A 25,974-nucleotide genomic window follows, 5' to 3' on the forward strand; every position below is an offset into this window, starting at 1 on the left:
TGCCCCGTCATATCGCCAGATGGCCCCCCGACAACAAAAACGGCGCCCGCAGGCGCCATTTTTTCATTCCCGTCATGTTGTTTCCGACGGGGCAAACAAGCCAGAGGCTTATTCGTCTTCCAGATAGGCGTAGCCTTGCAGGCCCAGCTCCAGCTCGTCGAGCAGGGCTTTGCGAGTGGCATCGTCCAGTGCCGGGTGGGAAACGATCCGCTGGTAGTTCTCGCGGATAACGGACGGGTCGATGTTGACGTAACGCAGCAGCTGATCGACTGTGTCGCCGCGCACCACGTTGCGAATGTCCATCTTGCCCTCCTCGTCCAGCCACACTTCCGCGCAGTGGGTGTCACCGAACAGGTTGTGCAGATCCCCCAGGATCTCCTGATAGGCGCCGACCAGGAAGAAGCCGACGTGGCACTCTTCGTTCTCGCCGTAGACCGGCATCGGCAGGGTGCTCTCAACCCCCAGACCATCGACGTAGTGCTCGACCTGACCGTCGGAGTCACAGGTGATATCCATCAGGATGCCGCGACGGGTGAGCGGACGCTCGAGGCCTGCCAACGGCATCACCGGGAACACCTGACCGATACCCCAGGCATCCGGCAGGGACTGGAACAGGGAGAAGTTGGCAAAGCACTTGTCCGCCAGCTTTTCACTCAGTTCGTCAGCCAGTGCGCGGTGGTTGCGGTTGACCGGATTGAGCAGCTCTTTGAGCGCCAGACAGGTGTTCTGGTGCAGCATCTCGGCCCAGGCACGTTGCTCAAGGTTCAAGAGACCCATGGTGTACTGGGTATTCACGTCACCCAGATCTGCCACCGAGTCATGGAAGATCTCCAGCAGGGAGGGATCTTCGCTGCGCAGATCCAGCCAGCCTTTCCACATGTTCTGCAAAATGGTCGGTGCATCTTCGTCCGGCGCGCTGATGTCGTTCATCTCCACCCCTTCGGCACCAATGATGTTGGTGACCAGCACGGCGTGGTGGGCGGTCAGGGCACGGCCGGACTCGCTGATGATGGTCGGGTGCGGCAGGTCGAACTCGCGGCAGACATCGCCGATGCCCCATACCACGTTGTTGGCGTACTCGGAGAGGCTGTAGTTGGCGGAGCAGTGGCTCTGGGAACGGGTTCCCTCGTAGTCCACCCCCAGGCCACCACCGACGTCCACGACTTCGATGTTGGCACCGAGGCGACGCAGTTCAGCGTAGAAACGGCCGCACTCGCGGATACCACCCTGAATGTCGCGGATATTGGCGATCTGGGAGCCCAGATGGAAGTGCAGCAGTTGCAGGCAATCCAGCTTGCCCAACCCGCGCAGACGTTCGATCAGCGCCAGGATCTGGGAGGCGGAGAGACCAAATTTGGACATGGAGCCGCCGCTCGATTCCCACATGCCGGAGCCGGTGGAAGCGAGCTTGGCACGCACCCCGATGTTGGGCTTGATGTTGAGACGAGCTGACTCGTCCAGCACCATTTCCAGCTCGGAGGGCTTCTCCACCACGATGTAGACCTTGTGGCCCATCAGGTTGCCCAGGAGGGCGTGGCGGATATATTCGCGGTCTTTGTAACCGTTGCAGACGATCACCGAGCCTTGCTCATGGTGATGGGACAGCACGGCCAGCAGTTCCGGTTTGGAACCAGCTTCCAGGCCAAGCCGGGGCTTGTCGCTGTAGGACTGGCTGATGGTCTCGATGACACGACGCTGCTGGTTTACCTTGATCGGGTAAACGCAGAGGTAGTCCCCTTCATAGCCTGACTTTTCGATGGCCTGACCGAAGGCATTGAACAGCGCATCGACCCGACTCTTGAGGATGTCAGGGAAGCGCAGCAGCACGGGGGTGGTCAGCCCGGACTGGCGCAACTGTTCGATGGCGTCAGAAAGCACGATCTGTGCGTCAGGGCGTGACTTGTCGGGGGCGACGGTCACATGGCCGGCGTCATTGATATTGAAAAAACCCGCACCCCAGTAGGGAACGTTGTAGACCTTCAAGGAGTCCTTGCTGGACCAGTTAGTCATGGGCTATGCCTCGCAAATGAGCGACCCAAAGTCGCCTTCGTTACCCTCAATCACATCCAGACCATCTAGTGCAGAGTATGGCGAGCGCTGCCATCACGAGACGCAGCCACCCAAACCAACCCTTTGCACATCGCGGCAAGCCAGAGGCTGCCTGGTGGATCTTGGGGAAGTAACGAGTCTTGATGTGGGGCTGGTGGCTTTACATCAAGCTCAACGGTATGCGGTGCGACTTTACGTTGCGCCGCGGTACTTTGATGACAGACGACATCAGCCACGCCGTCCGTTCATCATTCGGCAGCGATCCCGACAGAAGGAGAGGGTTCCAAGGAAGAGAAGCGAAGGCGCCAGCACGCATGCGTGTTGATAGACGACAACAACCACAGCCCACCTCACCGTCAGTGACCGCCCATGACAAGGGAAGATGATGAGCCGGTGGCCCACTCGGTCAAATGAAGGATGAGAGTCTGTTGTTCTCCCTGATACCGGAGCCTAACCGGTATTAAAGAAACCATTCCCCAGCAGTGTCTGTCGTTTCTGCGTGCCTCGCCCTATAGGCGTATGATCGGTCGGGTTTCTGGCGGCTCTGCCTGCTTCAGGGTTGCCCTTGGATCGGCGCGGAGTGTACACACTTACCGCGGGCAGTGACAATAAAAAATAGTGTTCAAAATCCCCTTTTAATAAGTCGATCAAATCTTGCTGGCGGGCAGGCGGGCTATGGGATGGCGCAGGTTATGCGACAGCCCGGTTTCCCCTTGAAAAGTGTGTGAAAACGCCATGATTGGGCTGACGCCTTGCTGTGCGGTCGCTGAGGGGAATTTGGCCGCCACCGCCAGCGCCTAAATATCGCAATAAATGCCACATTTATGCGATCTCCCTCCCGGACGTTGCCCCGCGCGCCGCACATTCGCCGCTCTTCCCTTGCGTCAAAAAATGGGAAAAACCTGCGCTGACGCAATGAGTGCCCCGCACGGATTGGCCACAATGACCGCTCACAATCGGTTAGAGGCTGACTAATGGATACCCTGCTTGAGCGTTTTCTGCGTTACGTAACTTTTCATACCCGCTCCGATGAGACCAATCCAGCCTGCCCCAGCAGCGAAGGCCAGCTGATCTTTGCCCGTGCCCTGCAAGAAGAGATGAAGGCGCTGGGGCTGACCCGGGTCACTCTGGATGAGCACGGCTACCTCACCGGCTGCCTGCCAGGCAACCAGCCGGACGCCCCCTCCATCGGCCTGATTGCCCACATGGACACCGCCGACTACGAGGCGGAGCAGGTAGTACCGCAAATCATCGAAAACTATCAGGGCGGCGACATCTGCCTTGGCAAGGGTGACGAGGTGCTCGCCATTCGTGACTACCGCTTCCTGAAAAACTACCTGGGTCAGGATCTCATCACCACCGACGGCACTACCTTGCTTGGTGCCGACGACAAGGCGGGTATCGCCGAGATCCTCACTGCCATCGACCACCTGCAGGCCCACCCCGAGATCCCCCGCGGCGATATCTGGGTCGGCTTTACCCCGGATGAAGAGATTGGCCGTGGCGCCAACCTGTTCCCGCTGGAGAGATTCCCGGCCAAGTGGGCCTATACCGTGGATGGCGGCGAACTGGGCGAGCTGGAGTATGAAAATTTCAACGCCGCCAGCGCCACAGTTCGTTTTATCGGCAATAACGTCCACCCCGGCACCGCCAAGGGGAGCATGATCAACAGCCAGACCCTGGCCGCCCGCTTCCACGCCGCCATGCCTGCCGAGCAGACCCCGGAGTGCACCGAAGGGTATGAGGGCTTCTTCCATCTGGCCCAGATGAGCGGCACCGTGGAGGAGAGCACCCTGCACTACATCATCCGTGACTTCGACGACGAGCACTTCGCCGCGCGCAAGACCGAGATGCAGAGCCGGGTCGCTACCCTGCAGGCCGAGTATCCCAAGGCCCGCATCGAGCTGACCCTGACCGACAGCTATCGCAACATGCGCAGCCAGATTGAGCCGCACATGCATATCGTCGAGCTGGCCAAGGCCGCCATGGAAGCCGCCGACGTGGTGCCGAAAATCAAGCCCATTCGCGGCGGTACCGATGGCGCCCGCCTCTCCTTTATGGGCCTGCCCTGCCCCAACCTCTTCACCGGTGGCCACAACTTCCACGGCAAGCACGAGTTCATCCCGCTGCAATCCATGGAGAAATCGGTCGCCACCCTGGTGGAGCTGGTGCGCCTCACCGCAGCCTGGCGCGGTTAATCGATTACCATGACAACCAAGGGGGGAGCCGGTTAACCGGCTCCCCCCTTGGTATCTGGCCATCACCCATCAACAAAGGGAAACCGGGGAGAGTCGCTCAGGAGCAACTGGCCGCCGCTGCCATCAAACTGTCATCCCGCTGACATGTCGCGGGAACAGTGTCACATCATGCTGGGAGCAACGGATCGCCGGAGCCCTCCAGATGTTCACTATCGATACCCTGCTGACCCAGAACTTCCCCCGCCTGCTTGGCTACCCCCTGCTCACCCCGTTGTTCAAGCGGCTGCTGGGCTGGCTGCTCAACGAACGTGCCTTTGCCGACTTTGCCGCCCGCTACCCGCACCTGCGCGGCCTCGACTTTGTCGAGCAGGCGCTGACCCAGCTCGATTTCGACTATCGGGTCAGCGAGGCGCAACTGGAGCATATTCCCGCCAGCGGCCGGGTCATTCTTGTTGCCAACCACCCCATCGGCTCGCTGGACGGACTGGCGCTGCTGCAACTGCTCGGTCGCATCCGCCCCGATGTGAAGATCGTCGCCAACCAGCTGCTGGCCCAGCTCGCGCCGCTGCGCCCTCTGCTATTGCCGGTGGACAATATGGAGGGCAAGACCGATCGACAGGCCATCATCGCTATGAATGAACACCTCGCCCATGAAGGGGCACTGGTGATCTTCCCCGCAGGCGAAGTCTCGCGGCTTGGCCTCAAGGGGGTGAAAGATGGCCCCTGGCAGGCAGGCTTTATCAAGCTGGCCCAGCGCACCCGCACCCCGCTGGTGCCCATCCATCTGGGGGGACGCAATAGCCTCTGGTTCTATCTCGCCTCCTGGCTCAACAAGCCCGCCTCCGCCCTGTTGCTGGTACGCCAGCTGTTTCGCCAGCAGGGGCAGACCCTGCCGGTGACCATAGGAGCGCGCATTCCGCTCGGCAGTTTTCAGGATCTACCCGCCAAGACGGCGGCGCGGCTGGTGCGCAACCACCTCTACCGGATTGGCCGTGGCAAGGCGGGACGGCTGCAGACCGAGGCCCCCATCGCCCTGCCGGAGGATCGCCGCCAGCTCAAACAGGCCATCGAAAGCTGCGAACAGCTCGGCACCACCCCGGATGGTCAGGGGATCTACCTCTACCGCCGCCACGAACTGAGTCACTCGGTGATCCTGCGCGAGCTGGGGCGACTGCGGGAGATCGCCTTTCGCGCAGTGGGGGAAGGATCCGGCAAGCGGCGGGATCTCGATGGCTTTGACAACGACTATCACCACCTGATCCTCTGGGATCCGGCCCGGCTCGATATTATCGGTGCCTACCGGTTCGCCCCTGTGGCGGAGCTGCTGGCCAGCAAGGGGAAGGATGGCCTCTACAGCCACACCCTGTTCGGCTTTGAGGATAAGTTGCTGCCCCGGCTGGAGCAGGCCATCGAGCTTGGCCGCAGCTTTATCCAGCCCGCCTACTGGGGCAAGCGGGGGCTCGATTATCTCTGGTTCGGCATCGGTGCCTATCTGGCCCGCTATCCCCGCTACCGCTACCTGTTTGGCCCGGTGTCGCTCTCCGGCAGCCTGCCGCCGGCGGCCAAGGATCTGCTGGTGAGCTTCTACCGCCAGCACTTTGCCCCCGAGCTGGCGCTGGCCCCCTCCCGCCGTCCCTACCCCGAGACGCAGCCTCTGTTCGAAGGGGTGGATTACGGCGCCGATCTCAAAGCACTCAAGGCCCGTCTCGACAATCTGGGCTGCGCCATCCCCACCCTCTACAAGCAGTACTCCGAGCTGTGCGAGCCGGGCGGGGTGCAATTTATGGACTTTGGTATCGACCCCGACTTCAACCACTGCATCGACGGGCTGGTGTGGGTCGATGTGAGCCGCATCAAGCCCCACAAGCGGGCCCGCTATATCGGCAGTCATCTGGCCGAGCCGCGCTCATAGCCCTGCAGGCGCCAGGCAAACAGCCAAAGGCAAAAAAGGAGAGAGAGGCCATCGCCTCCCTCTCCTTTAGCTCTCATGCTCAGCACCTTTTCGAGGCGCTCGGCCCATCTGGCGTTACTCGGCCGCCTTGCGATCCGAGTGGCCGAGATCCCGCTCAGGGGCGATGACGTCACGCACCCGCTGCTTGATCTCCTTGGCCTCGGGGAAGCCGTCATCGACCACCCGATCCCACACCTGCACCCCGCTCACCAGAATGCGGAACTCCCCCTTGCTGGCCGGCACCAGCGCCACCTCCCCCAGATCGCTGTCGAAGGTGGATAGCAGCTCCTGCGCCAGCCAGGCGGCGCGCAGCATCCAGCGACAGAGGGTGCAGTAGCGGATTTCGATGCGGGGTTTGCTGATCAGGGTTTCAGACTCGGTCATGAGTGACTCCATAAAAAAGCGACAATGGCGGGAAGTGGCGTACGGCCGCCCAATGGCCGCTCCCGGTTTGGTCAAATCAGTGCTGATCAACCCCATGAAAATCGGCCAGCCAATGGCGGGCAATGGTACGCATCGCCGATTCTGGCAGCTCGAACAGGCCGGGTGCAAGAGGGCCTGCCGCCAGCATCCGGATCCCTTCCATGATCTCCGCCAGCACCAGATAGACATATTCACCAATCACGGCGCCATGGACGAAGTTGACCGCCTCGCCCCGGTTGAGCAGGTAGATCAGGGTACCATCCGGCCGGTTGAGGGCCAGCACATGGGGGCACACCTCTTCGCTCGGCCACGGCAACTGGGCCAGCGAGAAGGCAAACTCGTCGTCGGCCGAGGTGACCGAGGCGACCATGGTGCCGGGGCGCAGCGCCTGTAGATCCGTCAAGTCCAGCGAGCCGTTGCCGGTAGAGCAGATCACCAGCTCGGCACGGCTCAACGCCTCGGCCTTGGTGATCAGACGAAAACCGTGCGAGAGCGCTTCGACCTGTCGCAGCACATCTGTTTCCACCAGCCCGAGATGAAGGTTGCGACAACGCAGGTCGCGGGCGATGCTGCGCCCCACCTTGCCATAGCCAAACAGCACGGCTTCGCAGACGTTGAAAGTACGGTTGAGATTACGAGCCAGCGACTCCGCGGAGTAGACCACGCTCAAACCAATCTGGATATCCTCAGCCTGCTTGAGGGGGCTGCGTGCCACCGACACCACCGGGGTTGCCAGCACCTCCTGTTCATAGCGTTGATGGCCGTTCTCGGTCATCTCCACCACCCCGAGAAAACGGGGGCCGAAGTATTCACTCAAGATCACCTGGGTTTTGGCAAAGTAACCGCCTATATCGAGGATCAGCAACCGCTCGTGGGGGGCCACCAGCGGCGCAATCTGCTGGATGATGCTGTCGGGTTCATTGGTCCAGCGCCGGTTGAGGGGCAGCACCGGATAGTGCTGGGATACCCACTCCAGGGTCGGACCGTGTACCGATTTCGGTTTGGGCAAAATGGCGCCAATCCGTCCAATCTGACCGAGAGCGTCTATAAAACGGGGGCGATCGGGAAGCAGGTGAGTGACCAGCAGAATGCAGAGACCATCGATACGTCCCTGTCCGGTGAAATGGCGAAAAAACAGATGCTCAGATCCTTGACTGCGCAACTGTGGCCTCCTTATGTGCCGCAAAGCAGGCAAACAGAACCCGGCGCGGCCGGGTTCTGTGTGTGTCCAAATAAAATGAAAATCCTTTTTATCTGAAACACATATGGGGCTCAATCATTATCTACCAAGAGTATGAGCGAGTATGCAAAAATGACTGTAATTGCCTGTTTTTCATGCAAAAATCAGTACAAAGAAGCAGCAGGCCACACCCACCACAGGCTGAGCCCGGTTCCCGCGGCAGCGAGCAAGATCAACCCACCCCAACGCACTGGCCAGGGTTTGTCACGCAACGCCCACTCCAGCAGCGGCAGCAACCAGACCGGCAGCAACACCACCAGCGGCACCTCCACATATTGCCAGGCCAGCATCTGGACGAAGGCGAGGGCCAGCGCCAGACCGGCGGGTGCTACCTTGATGCCAACAAAGGTGGCAAGCAGGGCGCGAAAACCGGCAAAAGCGGCCAGCGCACCGGCCAACTGGGCAATCAGCAGGCTACCATCGATGCCGATCACCAGCGCCAGCCAGATAAAGCCGAGGGCAAACCCGAGCCCCTCGCGGCTATCACAGCGCAAGGTGCTCCAGCCAAACCAGCCGATGGCGGGCAGCAGCGCCAGCCAGATCCGGGATTCGCTCGCCAATACCGAAGCCAATCCCTGCCACCACACCAGCGCACTGAACACAGCAAAGAGCAGCAGCAAGCCGCGCAGATCGTTCACCTGAGCCGCGATGGCGGGCACCAGCAGGGTTAACGGCAGCCACTGCCACGCTTTGGCCGGGATGCCATAGAGGCCGCCGAGCCAGCAGCCCACCAGCCAGAGCGCCAACGCGCCCCACAGATAACCCAGTCGCGGCCAGCGCCACGATAGCAAAGCGGCTCCCAGAGGAGCCGCCAGGGTTTGCAGCAGAAGTTCCGCGCCCATTACTTGCGCACGCCTTCAACAAACAGGTTGATGTTCATCTCGTCCGGGATGCCGGGCAGCATGTAGCTCACGCCAAAGTCACTGCGCTTGATGGTGGTGGAGGCGTTGAAGCCGCTGCGGTAGCCGCCCCAGGGATCCTTGCCCTCACCGATCTTGACCAGATCGAAGGCCACTTCCTTGGAGACGCCGTGCAGAGTCAGGGTCCCTTTCAGCACGCCTTTATCCTTGGTGCCCTCGTAAGCGGAACTGACGAAGGTCATCTTGGGATACTGCTTCACGTCGAGGAAGTCAGGGCTGCGCAGGTGTTTGTCGCGGGCCTCGTGGTTGGAGTCGACGCTGGCGGCATCCACTTCAAAGCTCGCCTTGGCGGCCGCCGGGTTGGCGTCATCCATGCTGAAGGTGCCGCTGAAGGTGTTGAAGCGACCCACCAGCTCGGAGAAGCCCAGGTGACCCACCTTGAACTGCACTGTGGTGTGCGCCGCATCCACATCGTAATCCGCCGCCATCAGAGGGGTAGCCATAAACAGGCAGGAGGCCAGCAGAGCCTTGGTCATTTTCATCCGTTCGTTCCTTCATCTTGGGGTTCACATCAGTGGTTAAAATGCTAACCTCGTTCTGAAGATGAATAATCAGTGATTTATTAAATTCATTATTTACTGAGGATGGAAAATGGACCAGATCGCCGCCATGCGTACCTTTATCAAGGTGGTGGAGTGCCAGAGCTTTACCAAGGCCGCCAACCAGCTCGGCATCTCGGTCGCCATGGCCTCCAAGCTAATGCAGCAGTTGGAGGAGTCCCTCGCCACCCGGCTGCTGTCGCGCACTACACGCCAAGTCAATCCCACCGAAGCGGGGCAGTTCTACTACCAGCGCTCCCTCGCCCTGCTGGCGGAGCTGGAAGAGACCCACAGCCAGCTGACCCACCACAACCAGCAGCCGAACGGCACTCTCAAGCTCTCGGTGCCGATGGATTTTGGCTATCTGCACCTCTCCCCCGCCCTGCCGCTGTTTCGCCAGCGCTTTCCCGATCTCAAGCTCGATATCGAGTACAGTGACCGGCGGGTAGCGCTGGTGGAAGAGGGGTTCGATCTGGCGCTGCGGATCGGCCACCTCAGCGACTCCTCGCTGGTGGCGCGCCAACTTGCCACCATTCGGGTCGAACTCTGCGCCAGCCCCGCCTACCTGGCACGCAAGGGCAGACCGGAAAAACCCGAGGATCTCAAGCAGCACGACTGTCTGATCTACACCCTGACCCAGCCGGAGTGGCACTTCAAACGGGGAAGCGAGCAGCAGAGCATCCGGCCACAGGGGCCGCTGCGGGCCAACAACGGGGTGGCGCTGACCCGCGCCGCTTGTGATGATCAGGGCATCATATTGCAGCCCACCTTTATCGTGGGGGAGGCCCTGCGGTCAGGACAGCTGGTCAGCCTGCTGCCAGAGTGGGACAAGGGAGAGGTAGGACTTTATGCGGTCTATCCGCACCGCCGCTTCGTCTCGGCCAAGGTGCGCTGCTTTATCGAGTTCGTGCAGGAGCGCTATCTCGCCCCGCAACAGTGGGATAAGCCGTGATGATTGCCAGAGCAGAGGATACGGCCTGACTGTCCGGCCTGCTGACCCGGCTTGAAACCTAACGCTGGTCGGGTGCGGTGGTGGATGCAGCAACAGGGGTGAGCTTGGCTAGCAGACGCTCCTGCTCGGGGTGCAACTGCCAGCGTGGCAGTCGGGTGCGGACAACCGACAACTGCTGCTCACTGAGGGCATAGGGGAGCGCCACTTCAATCTCGGGGCAGTCAAACATGGCGGCCAGCTGCAGGATCAGAATGAGGTTTGCCTCGTCGGTCTTGTGCTTGTTGACCCGTTTGCGGATCTCGTGGCGCAGCTGGGTTTCGGGGTCCTGGGTCATCGCCTGCCAGCCGAAACCGAACAACGGCACCAGCGCGCTGACAATCCCCAGCGCCGTCATCGGCTGCTTGGGGGGATGATAGAGTGCGTTGAGATCCAGCCGAATAGGATTCTGACGAACCTCACCATCACCAAATAAAATCGTTTTCGTCATTGGATTACCCGTTATATTCCACTAGACTGCGCCGCATATTTTACCCCGATATGCCAACGAGGTGCTGATGCTAAGCGATATCGAGATCTCCCGCCAGTCCCCCCGTCTCTCAATCCACGCGCTGGCCGAACGCCTCGCCATCCCCCAGCACCTGCTCAACCCTCATGGCCACTACAAAGGCAAGCTCAGCCTCGACCTGCTCACGTCTCAGCCCACACAGAGCGGCAAGCTGGTACTGGTGAGCGCCATCACCCCGACCCCGCTCGGTGAAGGGAAAACGGTGACCACCCTTGGCCTTTCCATGGGGCTCAACCATATCGGCCAGCCCAGCATCGCAACCATCCGCCAACCGAGCCTCGGGCCGGTATTCGGGGTCAAGGGGGGGGCAGCCGGTGGCGGCCACGCCCAGGTGGTGCCGATGGAGGAGATGAACCTCCACCTCACCGGCGATTTTCACGCCCTGACGGCGGCCCACAATCTGGCGGCGGCAGCCCTCGATGCCCGCCTGTTCCATGAGCGCAAACTCGGCGACCAGTTCAGCGCCAAAACCGGCCTGCCGCGGCTCGATATCGATGCCGATAACATCCTCTGGCCGCGTACCCTCGACATGAATGACCGCGCCCTGCGCCACCTCACGATTGGACAGGGGGGCGCTGCCGATGGTATGGAACGCAGCGATCGCTTCGTCATTACCGCCGCCTCCGAGCTGATGGCCATTCTGGCGCTGGCGAGCGATCTGAAAGACCTGCGCCAGCGCATTGGCCGCATCCAGCTGGCTCGCGACCTGCACGGCAATCCCGTGACCGCCGAGCAACTGGAAGTGGCGGGCGCCATGACGGTGCTGCTGAAAGATGCGCTGCAGCCGACCCTGATGCAGACCACAGAGCAGACGCCGGTGCTGGTGCATGCCGGTCCCTTTGCCAATATCGCCCACGGCAACTCCTCGGTGATCGCCGATCGTATCGCCCTTGGCCTGACCGACTATGTGGTGACCGAGGCGGGTTTTGGCTCCGACATGGGGCTGGAGAAGTTCTTCAACATCAAGAGCCGCCAATCCGGTATTACCCCCGCCTGCGTGGTGCTGGTGGCCACGGTGCGCGGCCTCAAGGCCAACAGCGGCCTGCTCGATATCCGCCCGGGCCAGCCGCTGCCAGCCAGCCTGCAAGGGGAAGATCTGCCGACCCTCAAGCAGGGCTGCGCCAACCTCGCCTGGCATATCCGGAACGCCCGCCGCTACGGGGTGCCGGTGGTGGTCGCCATCAACCGTTTCCCCACCGACAGCGAGGCCGAGCTGGCGCTGCTGGCCCATGAAGCGCAGCAAGCCGGTGCCTGTGGCGCGGCCATCTCCAACGCCTTCACCCAGGGTGGCGCCGGTGCCAGCGAGCTGGCCCGCGCCGTGGTCGCCGCCTGCGAGCAACCCAGCAAGGTGAAACTGCTCTACCCCGATGAGATGAGCCTAGACGGCAAACTGGTGACCCTGGTGGAGTGCGGCTACGGTGGCCGCGGAGTGCAGCTCTCCGACAAAGCGCGCCAGCAGCTGGCACAGCTCTCCGCCGAAGGATGGGGTCACTTGCCTATCTGCGTGGCCAAGACGCCGCTCTCCATCAGCCACGACCCAGCCCTCAAAGGGGTGCCGACCGATTTCGAGGTGCCCATCGACGAGGTGAAGCTCTGCGCCGGTGCCGGGTTCGTCTATGCGCTGGCGGGCCCCATCATGACCATGCCGGGGCTGGGCAGTCTGCCTGCCTATCGCCATATCGATATCGATGAGAACGGCGAGATAGTCGGCCTGAGCTGAGCCCTTCCACAACGCCAGAAACAACAAGGCCCCGCCAATTGCGGGGCCTTCTGTTATCCATGCATCAACCCTTAGAGGGTGAAGCGCTGGGTCATATGGTGCAGGGTGTTGGCCAGCTTGCTCAGCTCGACGCAAGCCTGGGCGATCTGATGAGCGCCCTGGGCATTCTCGTCAGCGGCATTGTGAATGTTGACGATGCTGCGGTTGAGCTCTTCGGTCACCGCGTTCTGCTCTTCGGTGGCGGTGGCGATCAGGGTGTTCATGTCGGTGATGCGCACCACGGCACCATTGATGGTCTCGATACTGGTACCGGCATCCCGCGCCAGACCGACGCTCTCCTGCATCTGGTGACGACTCAGCTGCATGGCGTTGCCCGCCTCGGCGGCGCGGCTCTGCAAGAGCTCGATCATCTTGCTGATCTCGGCGGTGGAGTCCTGGGTACGCTGGGCCAATGAACGCACTTCATCCGCAACGACCGCAAAACCACGACCCTGCTCACCGGCACGGGCCGCTTCGATGGCTGCGTTAAGGGCCAGCAGGTTGGTCTGACCGGCGATATCGCGGATCACATCCAGCACCACGCTGATGTTGGCGCTGTCGGCCTCCAGCTGCTGCACCACTGTGCCCGCCTGTTCAATCTTGACCGACACCTCTTCGATGCTGGCAATGGAGCTGCGTACCACTTCGCTGCCGGCAGCGGAGGTGCGGGAGGCATCCTTGGCGGCGCTCATGGCATCCGTGGTGTTGCGGGCCACTTCATTGACGGTGGACTGCATCTCGTTCATGGCGGTCGCCACCTGGGAGACTTCGTTCTGCTGGATGGCCATGCCGCTGGCTGACTGGCTGGAGATGGCGCTCACCTCCTCCACTGCGCTGCTGAGTTGGCTCACGGAGCCGGCGATCTCGCTCACCAGATCGGAGAGGGAGCCCTGCATCCGGTTGATGGCAGAACCCAGCTGACCCAGTTCATCGCGGTTGAAGCGGCTGTCACGGATCCACTGCTGCAGTTCGCCCTGACCCAGATCGCCATTGGCAATACGCTGGGCCTGACGGGCCAGCATGATCAGCGGGTCGCGGATCTGGCGGGTCAGTACCACGGAGAGCACCACCACAAGGATCAAACCGATCACCAGCGCGATGGTGACACTCAGATTGGCGGATTGATAAGAGTCGACAATATCGCTGCGGGATTCAGACGCATAACCATGGTTAATCTGGATAAGGGAGGCCACTGACTTGCTCAGCGCGGTGTAAAGGGGAACCCCCTCCTCAAGGAAGATGCGTTGGGCTTCGGCAAGCTGATCGCTGTCTTGCAGCTGTTTGACTCGCTGGTGCAGGGCGACGTAACGATCCCAGTCAGATTTCACCGTATCGAAGGTACGGCGCTCCGCCACATCCTCAGGCCAGATCGTCTTGTCATGGGCAATCAGCTGCTGCGCGATCGAGTTAAGCTGTTGACTGGCAATACTCCGATATTCAGCCCTTTTCAGCGGCTCGGCAGCCACCACGAAATAACCCAGCTCATAACGACGCAACTCACCGAGAGAATCCCCGATCGCACTTGTGCGATTGACCGCAGGCAGGATGCTGTCGGTAAACCGGATGGCAACATCATTCATGTTGCCAAACTGGACAAGGGAAAAACCGCCGATAAAGGCGACCATCAAACCGAGCACGGCAAAGCCGGCGGTGAGTTTTTTACCTATGGTCATGGTACTGGTATTCATGGGATATCCTGGTGGTCGTTAAATTCGTAGCACTCGTCCGGTTCACGCCCTCCTGACATGAACTATCTGGCCACCTGTTCAGTGGCGCACCATCTAACCTTGATGAATATCTCTGAATTCCATGAGGGGCAGCGAGAGCCGTGAGGGGGCGCTAGAGTAACCGGATTGTGATGGTTCGGAAAGAGTCTGTCCGGTTACTTTTTGTAAGGTGAAAACGAGGGGTTTTTCGTGTTCGATTAAATATACCGCTTAGATGAATAAATCGAAAAAATGCATAACGTTTGCATAAGGCAAGCCGCGCGGGTCAAGCCGTTGCAGGCCGCCACTCTCATCCGGAACCAATGAAAAACGCCAGCAATAGCTGCTGGCGTCTCGTTTATTCAGCAAGGCGGTTACAAAACAACCGCCATCTTATCCGCGCAGGCCGCCCAGAAATTCGGCACGGGTATCGGGCTGGGTCTTGAACACCCCGCCGAGGGAGGTGGTGGTGGTATAAGAGGTTGAATCCATCACTCCGCGCGCCTTGACGCAGTAGTGGGTCGCCTTGATGCTGATGGCCACATCCTTGGTACCGAGCAGGGTCTGCAGCGCCAGCAGGATCTGCTGGGTCAGCCGCTCCTGCACCTGGGGACGACGGGCGAAGAACTGCACGATGCGGTTGATCTTCGACAGGCCAATCACCTTGCCCCGAGGGATATAGGCCACATGAGCCATGCCATCGATGGTGACGAAGTGGTGTTCGCAGGTGCTGGTGAGGCTGATATCCCGCACCATGATCATCTCGTCCACCTGCATCTTGTTCTCGATCACCGTCACCTTGGGGAAGGTGGAATAGTCGAGGCCGGAGAAGATCTCGTTGACGTACATCTTGGCGATGCGGTGCGGTGTCTCGGCCAGACTGTCATCGGCCAGATCCAGCCCCAGCGTCTCCATGATGGAGCGCATATGGCCTTCGATCTTCTCCCGCTTCTGCTGGCTGTTCAGCTCGTTGGTGACCAGGGGGGTTTCCAGTCCCTGGGCTTCGAGGGCAGCCCTGACCAGCAAGGCCTCCTGACTTAAGGTTGTCATTGTCTTTTCTCCCACGCTCAGGGACTGTGAGGGCCGCTCAAGGAGCAACCCCTTATGTTATGGCGGCGTACAAGGCCGACGGTATCGCTGTAATGGTCGCCACACGGGATGTAACGGCCATCTGTTATGGCGGCATAGTAAACGGCCATTGCCGCCAAGATTCAAGTCAACTTGTGCGTCACCTCATACTTTATGCCCATCTCACCCCGTTTCAGCGCCGATTACCCCGAGATTCCCTTGAGATAACCTGCCCATCCCCGGGGATTTTTGTGATAATCCCGCCTTCAATCATAGAAAGAGGTCATGACGATGGGATTTGATACCAGCGGGCTACTCCCCTTAAGCGATGCCCTGCAAGGGATGCTGGAACAACTCGCCTGCTGCTGCGACAGCGAGCAGCAGCCCCTGCCAGAGGCCCTTGGCCGGGTTCTTGCCAGCGACATCGCCTCTCCCCTCGCCGTGCCCCCCTTCGACAACTCCGCCATGGACGGTTACGCCGTGCGCCTTGTGGATCTCGCCAGCGGCACCCCGCTCATCATGGCGGGCAAAGCGTTTGCCGGTCAGCCCTATCAGGGCGAGTGGCCCGCCGGCCACTGCGTGCGGATCATGACCGGCGCCCCGGTTCCCGCAGGCACCGATGCAGTGGTGATGCAGGAAGAAACGCAGGCCGACGGCGATCGGATCACTTTTCTGGCACAACCCGAACCGGGCCAGAATATCCGCCGCGCCGGCAGCGATATCGGCAAGGGCGCCTGCGTGCTGCCAGCCGGTACTCGCCTCACCCCGCGCGAAATGCCACTGCTGGCCTCCCTCGGCGTGGCTACCGTCACGGTGCGTCGCCCGCTGAAAGTGGCCATCTTCAGCACCGGCGATGAGCTCAAACCGGTTGGTACCCCGCTCGCCCACGGCGATATCTATGACTCCAACCGCTATGGCGTACGGGCCATGCTGGCGCGCATGGGCTGCGACTGCCTCGACCTTGGCATCATCCCGGACGATCCCGCCCAGCTACGCGCCGCCTTTATCCGCGCCGACGAAGAGGCCGATGTACTCATCACCACCGGCGGCGTCTCGGTGGGGGAAGCGGACTTCACCAAACAACTGCTGGACGAGCTCGGCGAGATTGGCTTCTGGAAGCTGGCCATCAAGCCGGGAAAACCATTTGCCTTCGGCCGCCTGCCCCGCGCCTGGTTCTTCGGCCTGCCGGGCAACCCGGTCTCCGCCATGGTCACCTTCGATCAGCTGGTGCAACCGGCGCTGGCCAAGCTGGCGGGCCAACGCTTCGAGCGCCCGCTTCAGCTGCAAGCCATTGCGGCCGAACCACTCAAAAAGAGCCCGGGCCGACTCGACTTCCAGCGCGGCGTCATGAGTCAGGGGCCAAACGGCCTCGAGGTGCGCAGCACCGGCTCGCAGGACTCCGCCGTGTTCAGCTCCCTGTCACGAGCCAACTGCTACATCGTTCTTGAGCGCGAGCGGGGCCGCGTCGCAGCGGGCGAGACGGTGACCGTGGAGCCATTCGGGGGATTGCTGCTGTGAGCGAGATCCTGAGCGACGCCGAACTGCTGCGCTACAACCGCCAGATCATCCTCAAATCCTTCGATTTCGAGGGACAGGAGGCGCTCAAGCAGGCCCGTGTGCTGGTGATCGGTGCCGGTGGCCTTGGCTGCGCCGCCAGCCAGTATCTGGCGGTGGCCGGGGTTGGCCAGCTCACTCTGGTCGATTTCGACAAGGTGGAGCTCTCCAACCTGCAGCGTCAGGTGCTGCACAACGATGAGCGCATCGGTCACTACAAGGTGGACTCAGCAGCGCAGTCGCTTCGTGCCCTCAATCCCTGGCTCAAGGTGGAGACCCACGCTGCCGTGGCCGATGAGGCGCTGCTCGATACCCTGTTGCCCCAACACCAGCTGGTATTGGATTGCACTGACAACCTGGCCATTCGCAACCTGCTCAACCAAAAGGCACGCCAGCATGGCGTGCCACTGGTCAGCGGCGCCGCCATCCGGCTGGAGGGACAGCTGTGCAGCTTCACCTGGCAGGAAGATGAGCCCTGCTACGCCTGCCTCAGCGCCCTGTTTGGCGAGCAGGCCCTCACCTGTGTCGAGGCGGGAGTGCTCGCCCCCGTGGTGGGGCTGGTGGGCAGCCTGCAAGCACTGGAAGCTATCAAACTCTTGGCAGGCATGGGCAAAAGCTACAGCGGCCGCCTGCTGATGATCGACGGCCTGAGCGGCACCTTCCGCGAGATGAAGCTGCCCAAGCGCCCCGACTGCCCCGTCTGCTCCCATCCTTGACGCAAACGGGATCAAAAAAGCCGAACCCTGTGGTTCGGCTTTTTGGTACCTGCACCTAACAACCCCTTCCTCAATGGGTAGTGAGGATCCGTTGCAACAGGTGATTAAAGCCCGAGGGGTCTTCCGCAGGCCAGGCGTGGTGGCCGTTGGGGGTGTGGATGGTGGCGTTGGGCAAGGCGGCAAACTGCTCTACCCGTTTGGCCAGCGGCAGGTAGTCGTGACTGGTGGAGATGATGGCCACCGGCTGCCAGATGGCGCCGAGCCGGGCGCGTACCGACCAGCCGGGTAACGCCTCCAGCAGCGCCTTGTAGGTTTTCTTTTTATTGCGCACGAAACGCAGCCGGAAGGTGTGGCGCACCTGTGCCAGATCCGGGCCCGGGAAGAGCTCGCGTCCCAGCCACCAGGCGAGCGGGCGCATACCGAACCAGCGCAGCCACTTGAGGCGCTGGGCGTAACGCTCCTGCTCTTTGGGGCTCTCCAGCAGAAACTCGCTAAAACCGTTGACCAGCACCAGCCCCTGCACCTTGTGGGGCAGTTGCAGCGCCAGCTCCAGCGCTACCATGGCCCCCAGCGACAATCCCACCACCCAGGCGGGTTCTGGCTGTGCATCGAGCCAGTTCACCACATCGGCTGCCAGGGTCGCCACGTCAAACGGCCCCTCCTGCATGCTCTGGCCGTGGCCGCGCAAGTCCAGCGCCACCACCCGGTAGTGTTCGGAAAACCGTTCGATCTGCGCCTGCCAGTCGAGGCTGGAGGAGCCCAGCCCATGCAGCAGCAACAGCAAAGGGCCCTCTCCTGCGCTGCGCAGGGCAAGACCATTGAATTTCATCACCTGATTGCGGCGCATCAGTGTATTGCCTCTCGACTCATCACCTGAACCATCTCTTGTTGTTATGTTGCCCGTGGCCATCCTGCCACGTTATCAGCACGGCGCCCAATCAACCCTCGCTGACCAGACTCACCGCCTTGATATAAGCGTAGATCTGCTGCTCCGGCGCCAGCGCCAGCCGCCTGGCGGAGCGGCTGGTGATCCGGGCCAGCAGTATCTGCTCACCCAGCGCCAACTGCAACAGGGTCTGGCCGGGGCGCACCTCGCGCACCGCCAGCAGACGGGTGACGAGACAGTTGGAGAGACTGGAGTGCTCGATGGGGGCCGTAGCGATCACCACATCGCGCCCCGCCACCTTGATCTGCAAGGGGCCGCTCTCATCCGGCACATGGGTCATGGTGACCCGCAGTTGCTGCTCACCGAGCTGCAGGGTCGCCATCTGCTCCTCTTCATCGTAGTGAGAGAGGGTCGCATCAAGCATCACCCCTGCATCGTCACGGCTGGCGAGTGACAGGTCGGTACGGGCGAAAATCTCGCTCGGCCGTCCCTGCGCCTCCACCCTGCCACTTTCCAGCAGCACCAGCTGATCGCAGAGCAGGCTCACCTCCTCCATGGCGTGGCTGACGAAGATCATCGGGATGCCGCTCTCCTGCTGCAACCCCTTGAGCACATGGGCCTGATGGATGCGGCTGCGCCGATCGAGCGCCGAGAAAGGTTCATCGAGCAGCAGCAGATCAGGCTCGGCCAGCAGCGCCCGCCCCAGCGCTACCCGCTGGCGTTGACCGCCAGAGAGGGCATGGGCAGGCAGCCCCAGCAGATCGGCAAAACCGAGCCGAGCCGCCAGCGCTTCGGGCTGCCAGCGTCCTCGCCCCTTGCGGGCCGCCAGTTGCAGATTGCCGAGCACCGTCAGATGGGGAAAGAGGCGCGCGTCCTGAAACACCAGCCCGATCCGGCGCGCTTCGGGCAGCAGTTGAGCATACTCCCGATCGCGCCACAGCAAGCGATCCCCGTTTTGGCGATCGAGCCCGGCGATGATGCGCAGCAATGTGCTCTTGCCGCAGCCTGAGGGGCCAAACAGGCCGAGGATCCCCCCCAGCTCGAGGGTCAGTGCACAATCGAGGGTAAAGGGGCCAAACTCGCGCCGGGCATGGAGGTTCAAGGCATGGCGGTGCGGCACGTTCACAGGCGGCATAGTAGCGGGCTGGTTCATCCAAACACTCTCCGCTGTCGGCGCTGCAACACCCCGTAGACCAGCACCAGCATCACCAGCGAGAAGGCCATCAGGCCGCCCGCCAGATAGTGGGCTTGTCGGTAATCCATCGCCTCCACATGATCAAACAGGGCGATGGAGAGCACCTGGGTTTCGCCAGGGATATTGCCGCCAATCATCAGCACCACGCCAAACTCCCCCAAGGTGTGGGCAAAGCCCAGCGCCGCCGCCATCACAAAGCTGGGTAGGGTCATCGGCAAGATGATGTGGAAGAAGCGCTCCAGCGGGCCAAGCCCCAGGGTAGCGGCAGCCTCCAGCTCCTTGTTGCCCATGTTGACGAAAGCGGAGGTGAGCGGCTGCACCACGAACGGCAGCGAATAGAGGATGGAGGCAAACAGCAGGCCGAGAAAGCTGAAGGCAAGAGGGGCACCAAAGGTGTCGCGCCACCAGGCGCCGAAGCCATATTCGGGGGAGAAGGCGAGCAGCAGATAAAAACCCAGTACCGTGGGAGGCAGCACCAACGGCAGTGCCACCAGCGCCTCCACCAGCGGCCGCAGGCGGTTCTGACTGCGCGACAGCCACCAGGCCAGCGGCGGTGCCAGCAACAGCAAAATCGCTGTGGTGCAGGCCGCAAGCTTCAGGGTGAGCCAGACCGCCAGCAGATCCCCTTCACTCATTGCCGACCTCCCGATTGATAAATGCCCCCAACAGCATGGTATCTATCCTTATTGCAAAGAGTGGCCGACCCGAAGGCCGACCACTCAGGGTATCACATCAGGCCCATCCCCTTATTGGGGCAGGGCATAACCAGCTGCCTTGATCTGCGCCTGACCCGGCCCCTTGAGCCAGGCGACCAGTGCCTCGACCGCACTCCCTTTCTTCAATACCAGCCCCTGCTGTTCGATGGGGGGATAGAAGTCAGCCGGTACGGCCCAGGCTTCACCGGTCTTGTCCGCTTCCACCAGATTGGCCCAGGCGACAAAGCCCAGTTCGGCATTGCCGGTGTCGACAAATTGCCAGGTCTGGCCGATGTTGGCGCCGGTCAGCAACCGGTACTGCTTGGGATCGATTTTGAGATGGGTGAGGGTCGCCATGGCGGCAGCACCATAGGGAGCTGTGCGGGCATTGGCGATGGCGAGGTTGCCCTTCCAATTGCGCAGGGTCGCCTCGTCAGGGGCTGGCCCCCCCTTCTTCCACACCCCCAGCTGGCCGATGGCGTAGGTGAAGCGATCGCTCCCCTTGCCCTCTTTTTCCAGCTTCTCGGGGGTCGCCGCATCGGCGGAGAGGAAGAGATCGAACGGTGCGCCGTGACTGATCTGGGTGTAGAGCACCCCGGTGGCGGCAGACGAGATAGCCAGGGTGTGGCCGGTCTTGGCGGTGAACTCCTTACCGATACGCTCGATGGTTCCCTTGAAGTTGGCGGCCACGGCCACTTTCACTTCATCAGCCTGCACGACACCGGTATGCAAGGTGGCGGCGCAGACACCGGCGATGACAACAGATAACAACGGTTTCATTCCCTTTCTCCTGATGGGGCCCGCACATCCGCGCCCCTTGGCGGGGCCGTGGTTCCCGTTGAACCTGCGCCCCTCGTGATGAACAGGTCAGGCTTGCCAGCGGGCAGCGGCGGCGTTGTCGCTCTCCTTGGCCTCGACCCAGCGTTGCACACCCTCGGCGGTCAGCTCTTTTTTCCAGAACGGCGCCCGGGTTTTCAAGAAATCCATGATGAAGTGACAGGCGTCAAAGGCGGCGTCGCGGTGGGCACTGCTCACCGCCACCAGCACGATCTGATCGCCAAGCCACAACTCGCCGATACGATGAATGAGGGTACACTCCTGCAGCGGCCAGCGGCGACGGGCCTCCTGCACGATATCGGCCAGCGCCTTCTCGGTCATGCCGGGGTAGTGCTCGAGGGCCAACCCCTTCACCTCCTCCCCCTGATTGAAGTCGCGAACCTTGCCAACGAAGGTGACGATGGCGCCACTGTCGGGGCGGGTGGCGAGACGGGCATATTCGTCCGCCAGCGAGAAATCCTCCCGCTGGACCATAATGCGATCGGTCATGGTTGCCTCGCTCATCCTTAACCTCCGGTCACCGGCGGGAAGAAGGCCACCTCATCGCCATCATTGATGGGGGTATCGAGGGGCACCAAGGTCTGATTGACCGCGACCAAGAGCTTGCCTGCTTCCAGCGCCAGCGCCCACTTGTCGCCGCGCTCACAGAGCGCCGCGCGCAGTTGTTCGGCGGTGGCGTAGTCGCACGGCAGGTTCAGCTCGTCACACGCTACCAGCTCTCTTACTTGCGCAAAAAACAGTACCTTGATCATGCTTGTTCCCCGCTCGTTGAGCCCAACTGAAAATGGCCAGACTTGCCGCCCTTTTTCTCTACCAGCCGCACCTGTTCGATCACCATGTCCTTTTGCACCGCCTTGCACATGTCGTAGATGGTCAACGCCGCAACAGATGCCGCCGTCAGCGCCTCCATCTCCACCCCGGTCTTGCCGGAGAGCTTGCAGAGGGTGCGGATATGCACCCGATTCTGCTCGGCCAGCGGCACTATCTCCACCTCGACTTTGGTCAAGGCCAGCGGATGACAGAGGGGGATGAGATCGGAGGTCTTCTTGGCGGCCATGATGCCGGCGATGCGGGCGGTGGCGAACACGTCCCCCTTGTGGTGCTGGCCGCTCAGGATCAGCGCCAGCGTCTCGGGGGCCATGGCAACAAACGCTTCGGCACGGGCTTCACGCTCGGTCACCTGCTTGTCGGTCACATCCACCATATGGGCTTCGCCGCTCTGGTTCAGATGCGTCAGGTTGGGCTGGGTCTGCTTGGGATCGGTCTGGTTCATCGTTTGCTCTCAGAGGTGGGAGACAAAGTTGCACGGCTTGGTGCGGGCATCGAGCTGATCGCGGATCAGTTGCTCCCAACCCAGCCGACAGGCGCCGGTGGAGCCCGGCAGGCAGCAGATCAGGGTGCGATTGGCGAGTCCCGCCAGTGCACGGCTCTGCATGGCGGAGCCTTTAATCTCGGCAAAAGAGAGCTGACGGAACATCTCGCCAAAACCCTGTACGGTGCGTTCGAACAGCACACCGACCGCTTCCGGTACCCGGTTCTGTTCATTGAAGCCGGTACCGCCGTTAATCAGTACCACCTGCACCCCCTCATCGGCGATCCACTCGCTCACCCGCGCGCGGATGCGAAACAGGTTGTCCGGGCAGAGTGCCCGATCGGCCAGCTGATGGCCCGCGTCGGTAAGGGCCGAGACCAGATAGTCGCCCGAGCTGTCATCGGCGGCAGTGCGGCTGTCGGAGACCGTCAGCACGGCGATCTTGAGGGGAATAAATACGTTGTGTTTCTGTCCCATCGGGCAGCTCCTTGTGGCTATGGGCCGTCAACGAGGCAGGAAGAGAAGGGGTATGAGAGGCCAGCTGTCAGACTGTCAGGGCGCAAAAACTGACGCAGACAGGGGTGACCAACTTGCTCAAGCGTGTGACGGCGGGCTGATTCTATCAAAGGTTTCACGAGATATGGGATTTAAAAGACACACAAATCTGATGCTTGTCCCATATATGAACAAAACGCAGGCCGGGTAAACCCGGCCTGTCGTCGCAGGATCAGAACCCTTTCACCCCGGTCATGTCGGGCAGCTGGTGAGCGATCCCCTTGTGACAGTCGATGCAGGTACTTTCACCACTGGCCAGATTGGTAGAGTGCATCTTGGCGGCACGCTGCCCCTGCAGGGAGAAGTCCATGTACTCGAAGTTGTGGCAGTTGCGGCACTCGCGCGAATCGGTCTCTTTCATTCGTTGCCACTCCCGCTCCGCCATCTCGCGCCGGTGCGACTCGAACTTCTCGCGGGTATCCACCTTGCCGGTGATCATGCCCCACAGCTCCTTGGAAGCCTGCACTTTGCGGATGATCTTGTAGGTCCACTCATGGGGTACGTGACAATCCGGGCAGCTGGCACGCACGCCGGAGCGGTTGGCGTAGTGGATGGTGTCGCGGTACTCCTCGAACACGTTGTCCTTCATCTCGTGACAGCTGGTGCAGAAGGCCTCGGTGTTGGATGCTTCCATGGCGGTGTTGAAGCCACCCCAGAAAATCACGCCACCGAAGAAGCCCATCAGCAGGATGACCCAGAGAGCCGCCTTCGATGGTGACTTGAAGGTGGTCCACAGACGCTGGATAAAGCCGGGTAATTTCATCTATGGATTCCTCAGTTCAGCGCTTCAACCGGTTTAAAGGTATTTTCCACCAGCGGCTTGGCATCCGCTTGCGGTACATGGCACTGCAGGCAGAAGTAGCGACGCGGCGACACTTCACCCAGGGTCAGGCCGTCGCGGGTCTCGAAGTGAGTCGGGCTGATCTTGGGAGCCTTCATGGCGCTGGCATTCTTGAAGCTGTGGCAAGCCAGGCACTTGTTGACCTTGGTGTCCACCTCATAGTTGCGAATGTCGTGGGGGATCAGCGGCGGCTGATGCATGTACTGGCGATCATAGGGCGCGCCATCCTTGCGGAAGTTTTTCAGGGGCGCGGCGGTGGCATCGGTCACCAGATCGGTGGCGCCACGCTCGGACTTGAGGCCACCGGTACTGTTGGTGATCTCGGGGGCCGCTGCCATCAAGGATCCCGCCATCAGGCAGGCCAGCATTGCTCCAATCAGCTTTTTCATTATTTGTTCTCCGACGTTTTTTCTGCCTTGACGGCAAAACCTACAGTGATTTCAAAAACTTGTTCCGCGCAGACATCGATGCAGCGGCCACAGCTGGTACACTCCTGAGCCGCAATCAAGGGCCCGTGACCGCGCTTGGCACCATGAACAGGCCCGCGCAGGATGGGACGCTCCGGGCAGACCGCATAACAATCCATGCAGTTGTTGCACCGCTCGCGCCCCTTGGCAGAAATCTTGATAAATCCGACCCGGTTGACCAGGGCATAGAAGGCCCCCACCGGACAGAGATGACCGCACCAGCCCCGCTCAACCACGAAGAGATCGAACAGGAATAGCGCTGCAAGCAGGGCCCAGCCCGCCCCCATGCCAAACAGCAAGCCGCGCATGGCGAGCGACACCGGATTGACCAACTCCCACGCCATCACCCCGACCACCGCTGGCACCACCAGCACCATGGCCAGCAGCCAGTAGCGGGTCGCACGGCTGAACTGGCCATTGCCCTTGAGGCCAAGGCGCCCCCGGAGCCAGGCCGCCGCATCCGTGATGAGGTTGACCGGACAGACCCAGGAGCAGAACACTCGTCCCCCAACCAGCCAGTAGCCGGCCAGCACAATGGCAGCCCCCAGCCAGAGAGTGGTGATGGGCCAGTGACCCGCCGCCAGCGACTGCAACAGCGTGAGGGGATCGGTCAGCGGCACCGTCTCCAGCAACAGCGAGCTGGAGAGGTTGCCCTTGAGGATCCAGACACCCGCCAGCGGCCCCAGCAGAAACAGCCCGAGCACGCTCAACTGACTCAGCCGACGCAGCAGCAGGAAGCGGTGAGCACGCCACCACCCCAGCTTGATACGAGCCTCTTCCCCCGGATAACGACTCATAACCCCTCCGGTTTGCGGGTGGGCAGGGTGAGCCTGTCGCCGATGAGCGACTTGTTCCCCGCCTTGGCCTTCTCTTCCCAGCCGAGCCGGTAGTGATGACCCAGCTCACCTTTAGCGAGCTGGCGTGGCACCACCTTGATGGCGGCCTCCTCCAGCACGCAGGCATGCTCGCACTTGCCACAGCCGGTGCAGACATCGCTGTGTACCGTGGGCAGGAACATGGCGTGCTTGCCGGTACGCTGGTTATGCTGCAGCTCAAGAGTGATCGCCTTGTCAATCAGCGGACAGACCCGATAGCAGACATCGCAGCGCAGCCCCAGATAGTTGAGGCAGGTCTCGTGATCGATGAGCACTGCCACCCCCATCCGGGCTTGATCGATGTCGGTCATCTGCTGATCCAGCGCCCCGCTCGGACAGGCCACCACACAAGGGATGTCATCACACATCTCGCAGGGCACGGCACGCGCCTTGAAATAGGGGGTGCCAGTGGTCACAGGGTCAAACAGCCGGGCGAGCTTGAGGGTGTCGTAGGGGCACGCCTCGACGCAGAGCCCGCAGCGCACGCAGGCGCTGAGGAACTCTGCTTCATCGAGAGCGGCAGGCGGACGCAGCGCTTGGGCAGGCACAGCTTGTGCTTGCTGGCGGGCCACGCCACCGAGCCCCACGCCAAGCAGGCCCACACCGCAGGCCCCCTTGGCCATGTCGGCCAGAAACTGGCGACGACTACGACTCATCTCGTACTCCCCCGC

At 61.5% G+C, this 25,974-nt stretch carries 26 protein-coding genes; 6 read left to right on the plus strand and 20 right to left on the minus strand.

The features are described from left to right. Nucleotides 1-108 precede the first annotated feature (108 nt). Nucleotides 109-2,010, minus strand: a complete 1,902-nt coding sequence (gene speA / locus AB5Y90_RS19675; RefSeq protein WP_202001433.1) for a biosynthetic arginine decarboxylase — start codon at nt 2,008-2,010, stop codon at nt 109-111. Between the two features lie 1,013 nt (nt 2,011-3,023). Between speA and pepT the strand changes: the two genes are divergently transcribed. Beyond that, complete coding sequence (pepT, locus tag AB5Y90_RS19680) at nt 3,024-4,247, plus strand: peptidase T (RefSeq protein WP_307896439.1); 1,224 nt, start codon at nt 3,024-3,026, stop codon at nt 4,245-4,247. A gap of 202 nt (nt 4,248-4,449) precedes the next feature. Beyond that, nucleotides 4,450-6,159, plus strand: a complete 1,710-nt coding sequence (locus AB5Y90_RS19685) for a lysophospholipid acyltransferase family protein (protein ID WP_307896438.1) — start codon at nt 4,450-4,452, stop codon at nt 6,157-6,159. Between the two features lie 114 nt (nt 6,160-6,273). On the opposite strand, the gene AB5Y90_RS19690 is transcribed toward AB5Y90_RS19685, so the two are convergent. The 4 genes from AB5Y90_RS19690 to AB5Y90_RS19705 all read right to left on the minus strand — a co-directional run bounded on the left by AB5Y90_RS19690 (nt 6,274) and on the right by AB5Y90_RS19705 (nt 9,263). Next, nucleotides 6,274-6,582, minus strand: coding sequence for a SelT/SelW/SelH family protein (locus AB5Y90_RS19690; RefSeq protein ID WP_043821170.1), 309 nt, complete (start codon nt 6,580-6,582; stop codon nt 6,274-6,276). A 76-nt stretch (nt 6,583-6,658) separates the two neighbouring features. Further along, complete coding sequence (locus AB5Y90_RS19695) at nt 6,659-7,783, minus strand: adenosylhomocysteinase (RefSeq protein WP_307896437.1); 1,125 nt, start codon at nt 7,781-7,783, stop codon at nt 6,659-6,661. A 182-nt stretch (nt 7,784-7,965) separates the two neighbouring features. Next, complete coding sequence (locus AB5Y90_RS19700; protein ID WP_307896436.1) at nt 7,966-8,703, minus strand: hypothetical protein; 738 nt, start codon at nt 8,701-8,703, stop codon at nt 7,966-7,968. Then, nucleotides 8,703-9,263 carry a YceI family protein gene (locus AB5Y90_RS19705; RefSeq protein WP_005334411.1) on the minus strand — a complete coding sequence of 187 codons (561 nt, stop codon included), beginning with the start codon at nt 9,261-9,263 and terminating at the stop codon, nt 8,703-8,705. Before AB5Y90_RS19705 ends, AB5Y90_RS19700 begins: the two co-directional genes overlap by 1 nt. Nucleotides 9,264-9,372: 109 nt before the next feature. Between AB5Y90_RS19705 and AB5Y90_RS19710 the strand changes: the two genes are divergently transcribed. Then, a complete protein-coding gene (locus tag AB5Y90_RS19710; protein ID WP_064336533.1) occupies nt 9,373-10,272 on the plus strand; it encodes a LysR family transcriptional regulator in 900 nt (299 codons plus the stop codon). A gap of 58 nt (nt 10,273-10,330) precedes the next feature. On the opposite strand, the gene AB5Y90_RS19715 is transcribed toward AB5Y90_RS19710, so the two are convergent. Continuing rightward, complete coding sequence (locus tag AB5Y90_RS19715) at nt 10,331-10,759, minus strand: hypothetical protein (RefSeq protein ID WP_307896435.1); 429 nt, start codon at nt 10,757-10,759, stop codon at nt 10,331-10,333. Between the two features lie 67 nt (nt 10,760-10,826). Between AB5Y90_RS19715 and AB5Y90_RS19720 the strand changes: the two genes are divergently transcribed. After that, entirely contained in the window at nt 10,827-12,557 is a 1,731-nt protein-coding gene (locus AB5Y90_RS19720; RefSeq protein ID WP_307896434.1) for a formate--tetrahydrofolate ligase, read from the plus strand. A gap of 71 nt (nt 12,558-12,628) precedes the next feature. Here the strand turns inward: AB5Y90_RS19720 and AB5Y90_RS19725 are convergent, their stop codons facing one another. Continuing rightward, complete coding sequence (locus AB5Y90_RS19725; protein ID WP_274160337.1) at nt 12,629-14,284, minus strand: methyl-accepting chemotaxis protein; 1,656 nt, start codon at nt 14,282-14,284, stop codon at nt 12,629-12,631. A 411-nt stretch (nt 14,285-14,695) separates the two neighbouring features. Then, the gene (gene folE / locus AB5Y90_RS19730; protein WP_307896433.1) at nt 14,696-15,352 is read right to left on the minus strand and encodes a GTP cyclohydrolase I FolE; all 657 of its coding nucleotides are present in this window, start codon (nt 15,350-15,352) and stop codon (nt 14,696-14,698) included. Between the two features lie 309 nt (nt 15,353-15,661). Between folE and moeA the strand changes: the two genes are divergently transcribed. Next, nucleotides 15,662-16,888, plus strand: a complete 1,227-nt coding sequence (gene moeA / locus AB5Y90_RS19735; RefSeq protein WP_368167598.1) for a molybdopterin molybdotransferase MoeA — start codon at nt 15,662-15,664, stop codon at nt 16,886-16,888. After that, nucleotides 16,885-17,640 carry a molybdopterin-synthase adenylyltransferase MoeB gene (gene moeB / locus AB5Y90_RS19740; RefSeq protein WP_160881683.1) on the plus strand — a complete coding sequence of 252 codons (756 nt, stop codon included), beginning with the start codon at nt 16,885-16,887 and terminating at the stop codon, nt 17,638-17,640. The genes moeA and moeB overlap by 4 nt, the downstream gene beginning before the upstream one ends. 70 nt (nt 17,641-17,710) lie before the next feature. Here moeB and AB5Y90_RS19745 read toward each other — a convergent pair whose 3' ends face one another. From AB5Y90_RS19745 to napG, 12 genes are all read right to left on the minus strand, one after another. After that, on the minus strand, nt 17,711-18,487 hold the full coding sequence (locus tag AB5Y90_RS19745; protein WP_162517520.1) for an alpha/beta fold hydrolase: 777 nt from the start codon (nt 18,485-18,487) through the stop codon (nt 17,711-17,713). A gap of 91 nt (nt 18,488-18,578) precedes the next feature. Continuing rightward, complete coding sequence (gene modC / locus AB5Y90_RS19750; RefSeq protein WP_335831706.1) at nt 18,579-19,679, minus strand: molybdenum ABC transporter ATP-binding protein; 1,101 nt, start codon at nt 19,677-19,679, stop codon at nt 18,579-18,581. Continuing rightward, the gene (gene modB / locus AB5Y90_RS19755; protein WP_005334429.1) at nt 19,676-20,356 is read right to left on the minus strand and encodes a molybdate ABC transporter permease subunit; all 681 of its coding nucleotides are present in this window, start codon (nt 20,354-20,356) and stop codon (nt 19,676-19,678) included. The genes modC and modB overlap by 4 nt, the downstream gene beginning before the upstream one ends. A gap of 111 nt (nt 20,357-20,467) precedes the next feature. Further along, the gene (modA, locus tag AB5Y90_RS19760; RefSeq protein WP_307896430.1) at nt 20,468-21,196 is read right to left on the minus strand and encodes a molybdate ABC transporter substrate-binding protein; all 729 of its coding nucleotides are present in this window, start codon (nt 21,194-21,196) and stop codon (nt 20,468-20,470) included. A gap of 87 nt (nt 21,197-21,283) precedes the next feature. After that, a complete protein-coding gene (moaE, locus tag AB5Y90_RS19765; protein WP_139407100.1) occupies nt 21,284-21,757 on the minus strand; it encodes a molybdopterin synthase catalytic subunit MoaE in 474 nt (157 codons plus the stop codon). A gap of 2 nt (nt 21,758-21,759) precedes the next feature. Then, nucleotides 21,760-22,005 carry a molybdopterin synthase sulfur carrier subunit gene (moaD, locus tag AB5Y90_RS19770; protein ID WP_107685090.1) on the minus strand — a complete coding sequence of 82 codons (246 nt, stop codon included), beginning with the start codon at nt 22,003-22,005 and terminating at the stop codon, nt 21,760-21,762. Then, nucleotides 22,002-22,526 (minus strand): cyclic pyranopterin monophosphate synthase MoaC, encoded by a 525-nt coding sequence (moaC, locus tag AB5Y90_RS19775; protein WP_139460371.1) that lies wholly within the window; start codon nt 22,524-22,526, stop codon nt 22,002-22,004. Before moaC ends, moaD begins: the two co-directional genes overlap by 4 nt. Nucleotides 22,527-22,535: 9 nt before the next feature. After that, nucleotides 22,536-23,042 (minus strand): molybdenum cofactor biosynthesis protein B, encoded by a 507-nt coding sequence (moaB, locus tag AB5Y90_RS19780; RefSeq protein WP_110302480.1) that lies wholly within the window; start codon nt 23,040-23,042, stop codon nt 22,536-22,538. Nucleotides 23,043-23,292: 250 nt separating this feature from the next. After that, a complete protein-coding gene (locus tag AB5Y90_RS19785; protein WP_005353459.1) occupies nt 23,293-23,883 on the minus strand; it encodes a cytochrome c3 family protein in 591 nt (196 codons plus the stop codon). Between the two features lie 11 nt (nt 23,884-23,894). Beyond that, on the minus strand, nt 23,895-24,350 hold the full coding sequence (locus AB5Y90_RS19790; protein ID WP_005334452.1) for a nitrate reductase cytochrome c-type subunit: 456 nt from the start codon (nt 24,348-24,350) through the stop codon (nt 23,895-23,897). After that, nucleotides 24,350-25,225, minus strand: a complete 876-nt coding sequence (gene napH / locus AB5Y90_RS19795; RefSeq protein WP_368167581.1) for a quinol dehydrogenase ferredoxin subunit NapH — start codon at nt 25,223-25,225, stop codon at nt 24,350-24,352. The genes AB5Y90_RS19790 and napH overlap by 1 nt, the downstream gene beginning before the upstream one ends. Further along, on the minus strand, nt 25,222-25,959 hold the full coding sequence (napG, locus tag AB5Y90_RS19800) for a ferredoxin-type protein NapG (protein WP_100653339.1): 738 nt from the start codon (nt 25,957-25,959) through the stop codon (nt 25,222-25,224). Before napG ends, napH begins: the two co-directional genes overlap by 4 nt. Between the last annotated feature and the right edge of the window lie 15 nt (nt 25,960-25,974).

Source organism: Aeromonas sp. R4-1 (assembly GCF_040908325.1).
Lineage (GTDB): Bacteria > Pseudomonadota > Gammaproteobacteria > Enterobacterales > Aeromonadaceae > Aeromonas > Aeromonas veronii.

Excerpts from the sequence above, each read along its gene's own strand:
- speA (WP_202001433.1), bottom strand. The coding sequence starts at position 2,010 with ATGACTAACTGGTCCAGCAAGGACTCCTTGAAGGTCTACAACGTTCCC.
- pepT (WP_307896439.1), top strand. The coding sequence starts at position 3,024 with ATGGATACCCTGCTTGAGCGTTTTCTGCGTTACGTAACTTTTCATACC.
- AB5Y90_RS19685 (WP_307896438.1), top strand. The coding sequence starts at position 4,450 with ATGTTCACTATCGATACCCTGCTGACCCAGAACTTCCCCCGCCTGCTT.
- AB5Y90_RS19690 (WP_043821170.1), bottom strand. The coding sequence starts at position 6,582 with ATGACCGAGTCTGAAACCCTGATCAGCAAACCCCGCATCGAAATCCGC.
- AB5Y90_RS19700 (WP_307896436.1), bottom strand. The coding sequence starts at position 8,703 with ATGGGCGCGGAACTTCTGCTGCAAACCCTGGCGGCTCCTCTGGGAGCC.
- AB5Y90_RS19705 (WP_005334411.1), bottom strand. The coding sequence starts at position 9,263 with ATGAAAATGACCAAGGCTCTGCTGGCCTCCTGCCTGTTTATGGCTACC.
- AB5Y90_RS19710 (WP_064336533.1), top strand. The coding sequence starts at position 9,373 with ATGGACCAGATCGCCGCCATGCGTACCTTTATCAAGGTGGTGGAGTGC.
- AB5Y90_RS19715 (WP_307896435.1), bottom strand. The coding sequence starts at position 10,759 with ATGACGAAAACGATTTTATTTGGTGATGGTGAGGTTCGTCAGAATCCT.
- AB5Y90_RS19720 (WP_307896434.1), top strand. The coding sequence starts at position 10,827 with ATGCTAAGCGATATCGAGATCTCCCGCCAGTCCCCCCGTCTCTCAATC.
- AB5Y90_RS19725 (WP_274160337.1), bottom strand. The coding sequence starts at position 14,284 with ATGAATACCAGTACCATGACCATAGGTAAAAAACTCACCGCCGGCTTT.
- folE (WP_307896433.1), bottom strand. The coding sequence starts at position 15,352 with ATGACAACCTTAAGTCAGGAGGCCTTGCTGGTCAGGGCTGCCCTCGAA.
- moeA (WP_368167598.1), top strand. The coding sequence starts at position 15,662 with ATGGGATTTGATACCAGCGGGCTACTCCCCTTAAGCGATGCCCTGCAA.
- AB5Y90_RS19745 (WP_162517520.1), bottom strand. The coding sequence starts at position 18,487 with ATGCGCCGCAATCAGGTGATGAAATTCAATGGTCTTGCCCTGCGCAGC.
- modC (WP_335831706.1), bottom strand. The coding sequence starts at position 19,679 with ATGAACCAGCCCGCTACTATGCCGCCTGTGAACGTGCCGCACCGCCAT.
- modB (WP_005334429.1), bottom strand. The coding sequence starts at position 20,356 with ATGAGTGAAGGGGATCTGCTGGCGGTCTGGCTCACCCTGAAGCTTGCG.
- modA (WP_307896430.1), bottom strand. The coding sequence starts at position 21,196 with ATGAAACCGTTGTTATCTGTTGTCATCGCCGGTGTCTGCGCCGCCACC.
- moaE (WP_139407100.1), bottom strand. The coding sequence starts at position 21,757 with ATGAGCGAGGCAACCATGACCGATCGCATTATGGTCCAGCGGGAGGAT.
- moaD (WP_107685090.1), bottom strand. The coding sequence starts at position 22,005 with ATGATCAAGGTACTGTTTTTTGCGCAAGTAAGAGAGCTGGTAGCGTGT.
- moaC (WP_139460371.1), bottom strand. The coding sequence starts at position 22,526 with ATGAACCAGACCGATCCCAAGCAGACCCAGCCCAACCTGACGCATCTG.
- moaB (WP_110302480.1), bottom strand. The coding sequence starts at position 23,042 with ATGGGACAGAAACACAACGTATTTATTCCCCTCAAGATCGCCGTGCTG.
- AB5Y90_RS19785 (WP_005353459.1), bottom strand. The coding sequence starts at position 23,883 with ATGAAATTACCCGGCTTTATCCAGCGTCTGTGGACCACCTTCAAGTCA.
- AB5Y90_RS19790 (WP_005334452.1), bottom strand. The coding sequence starts at position 24,350 with ATGAAAAAGCTGATTGGAGCAATGCTGGCCTGCCTGATGGCGGGATCC.
- napH (WP_368167581.1), bottom strand. The coding sequence starts at position 25,225 with ATGAGTCGTTATCCGGGGGAAGAGGCTCGTATCAAGCTGGGGTGGTGG.
- napG (WP_100653339.1), bottom strand. The coding sequence starts at position 25,959 with ATGAGTCGTAGTCGTCGCCAGTTTCTGGCCGACATGGCCAAGGGGGCC.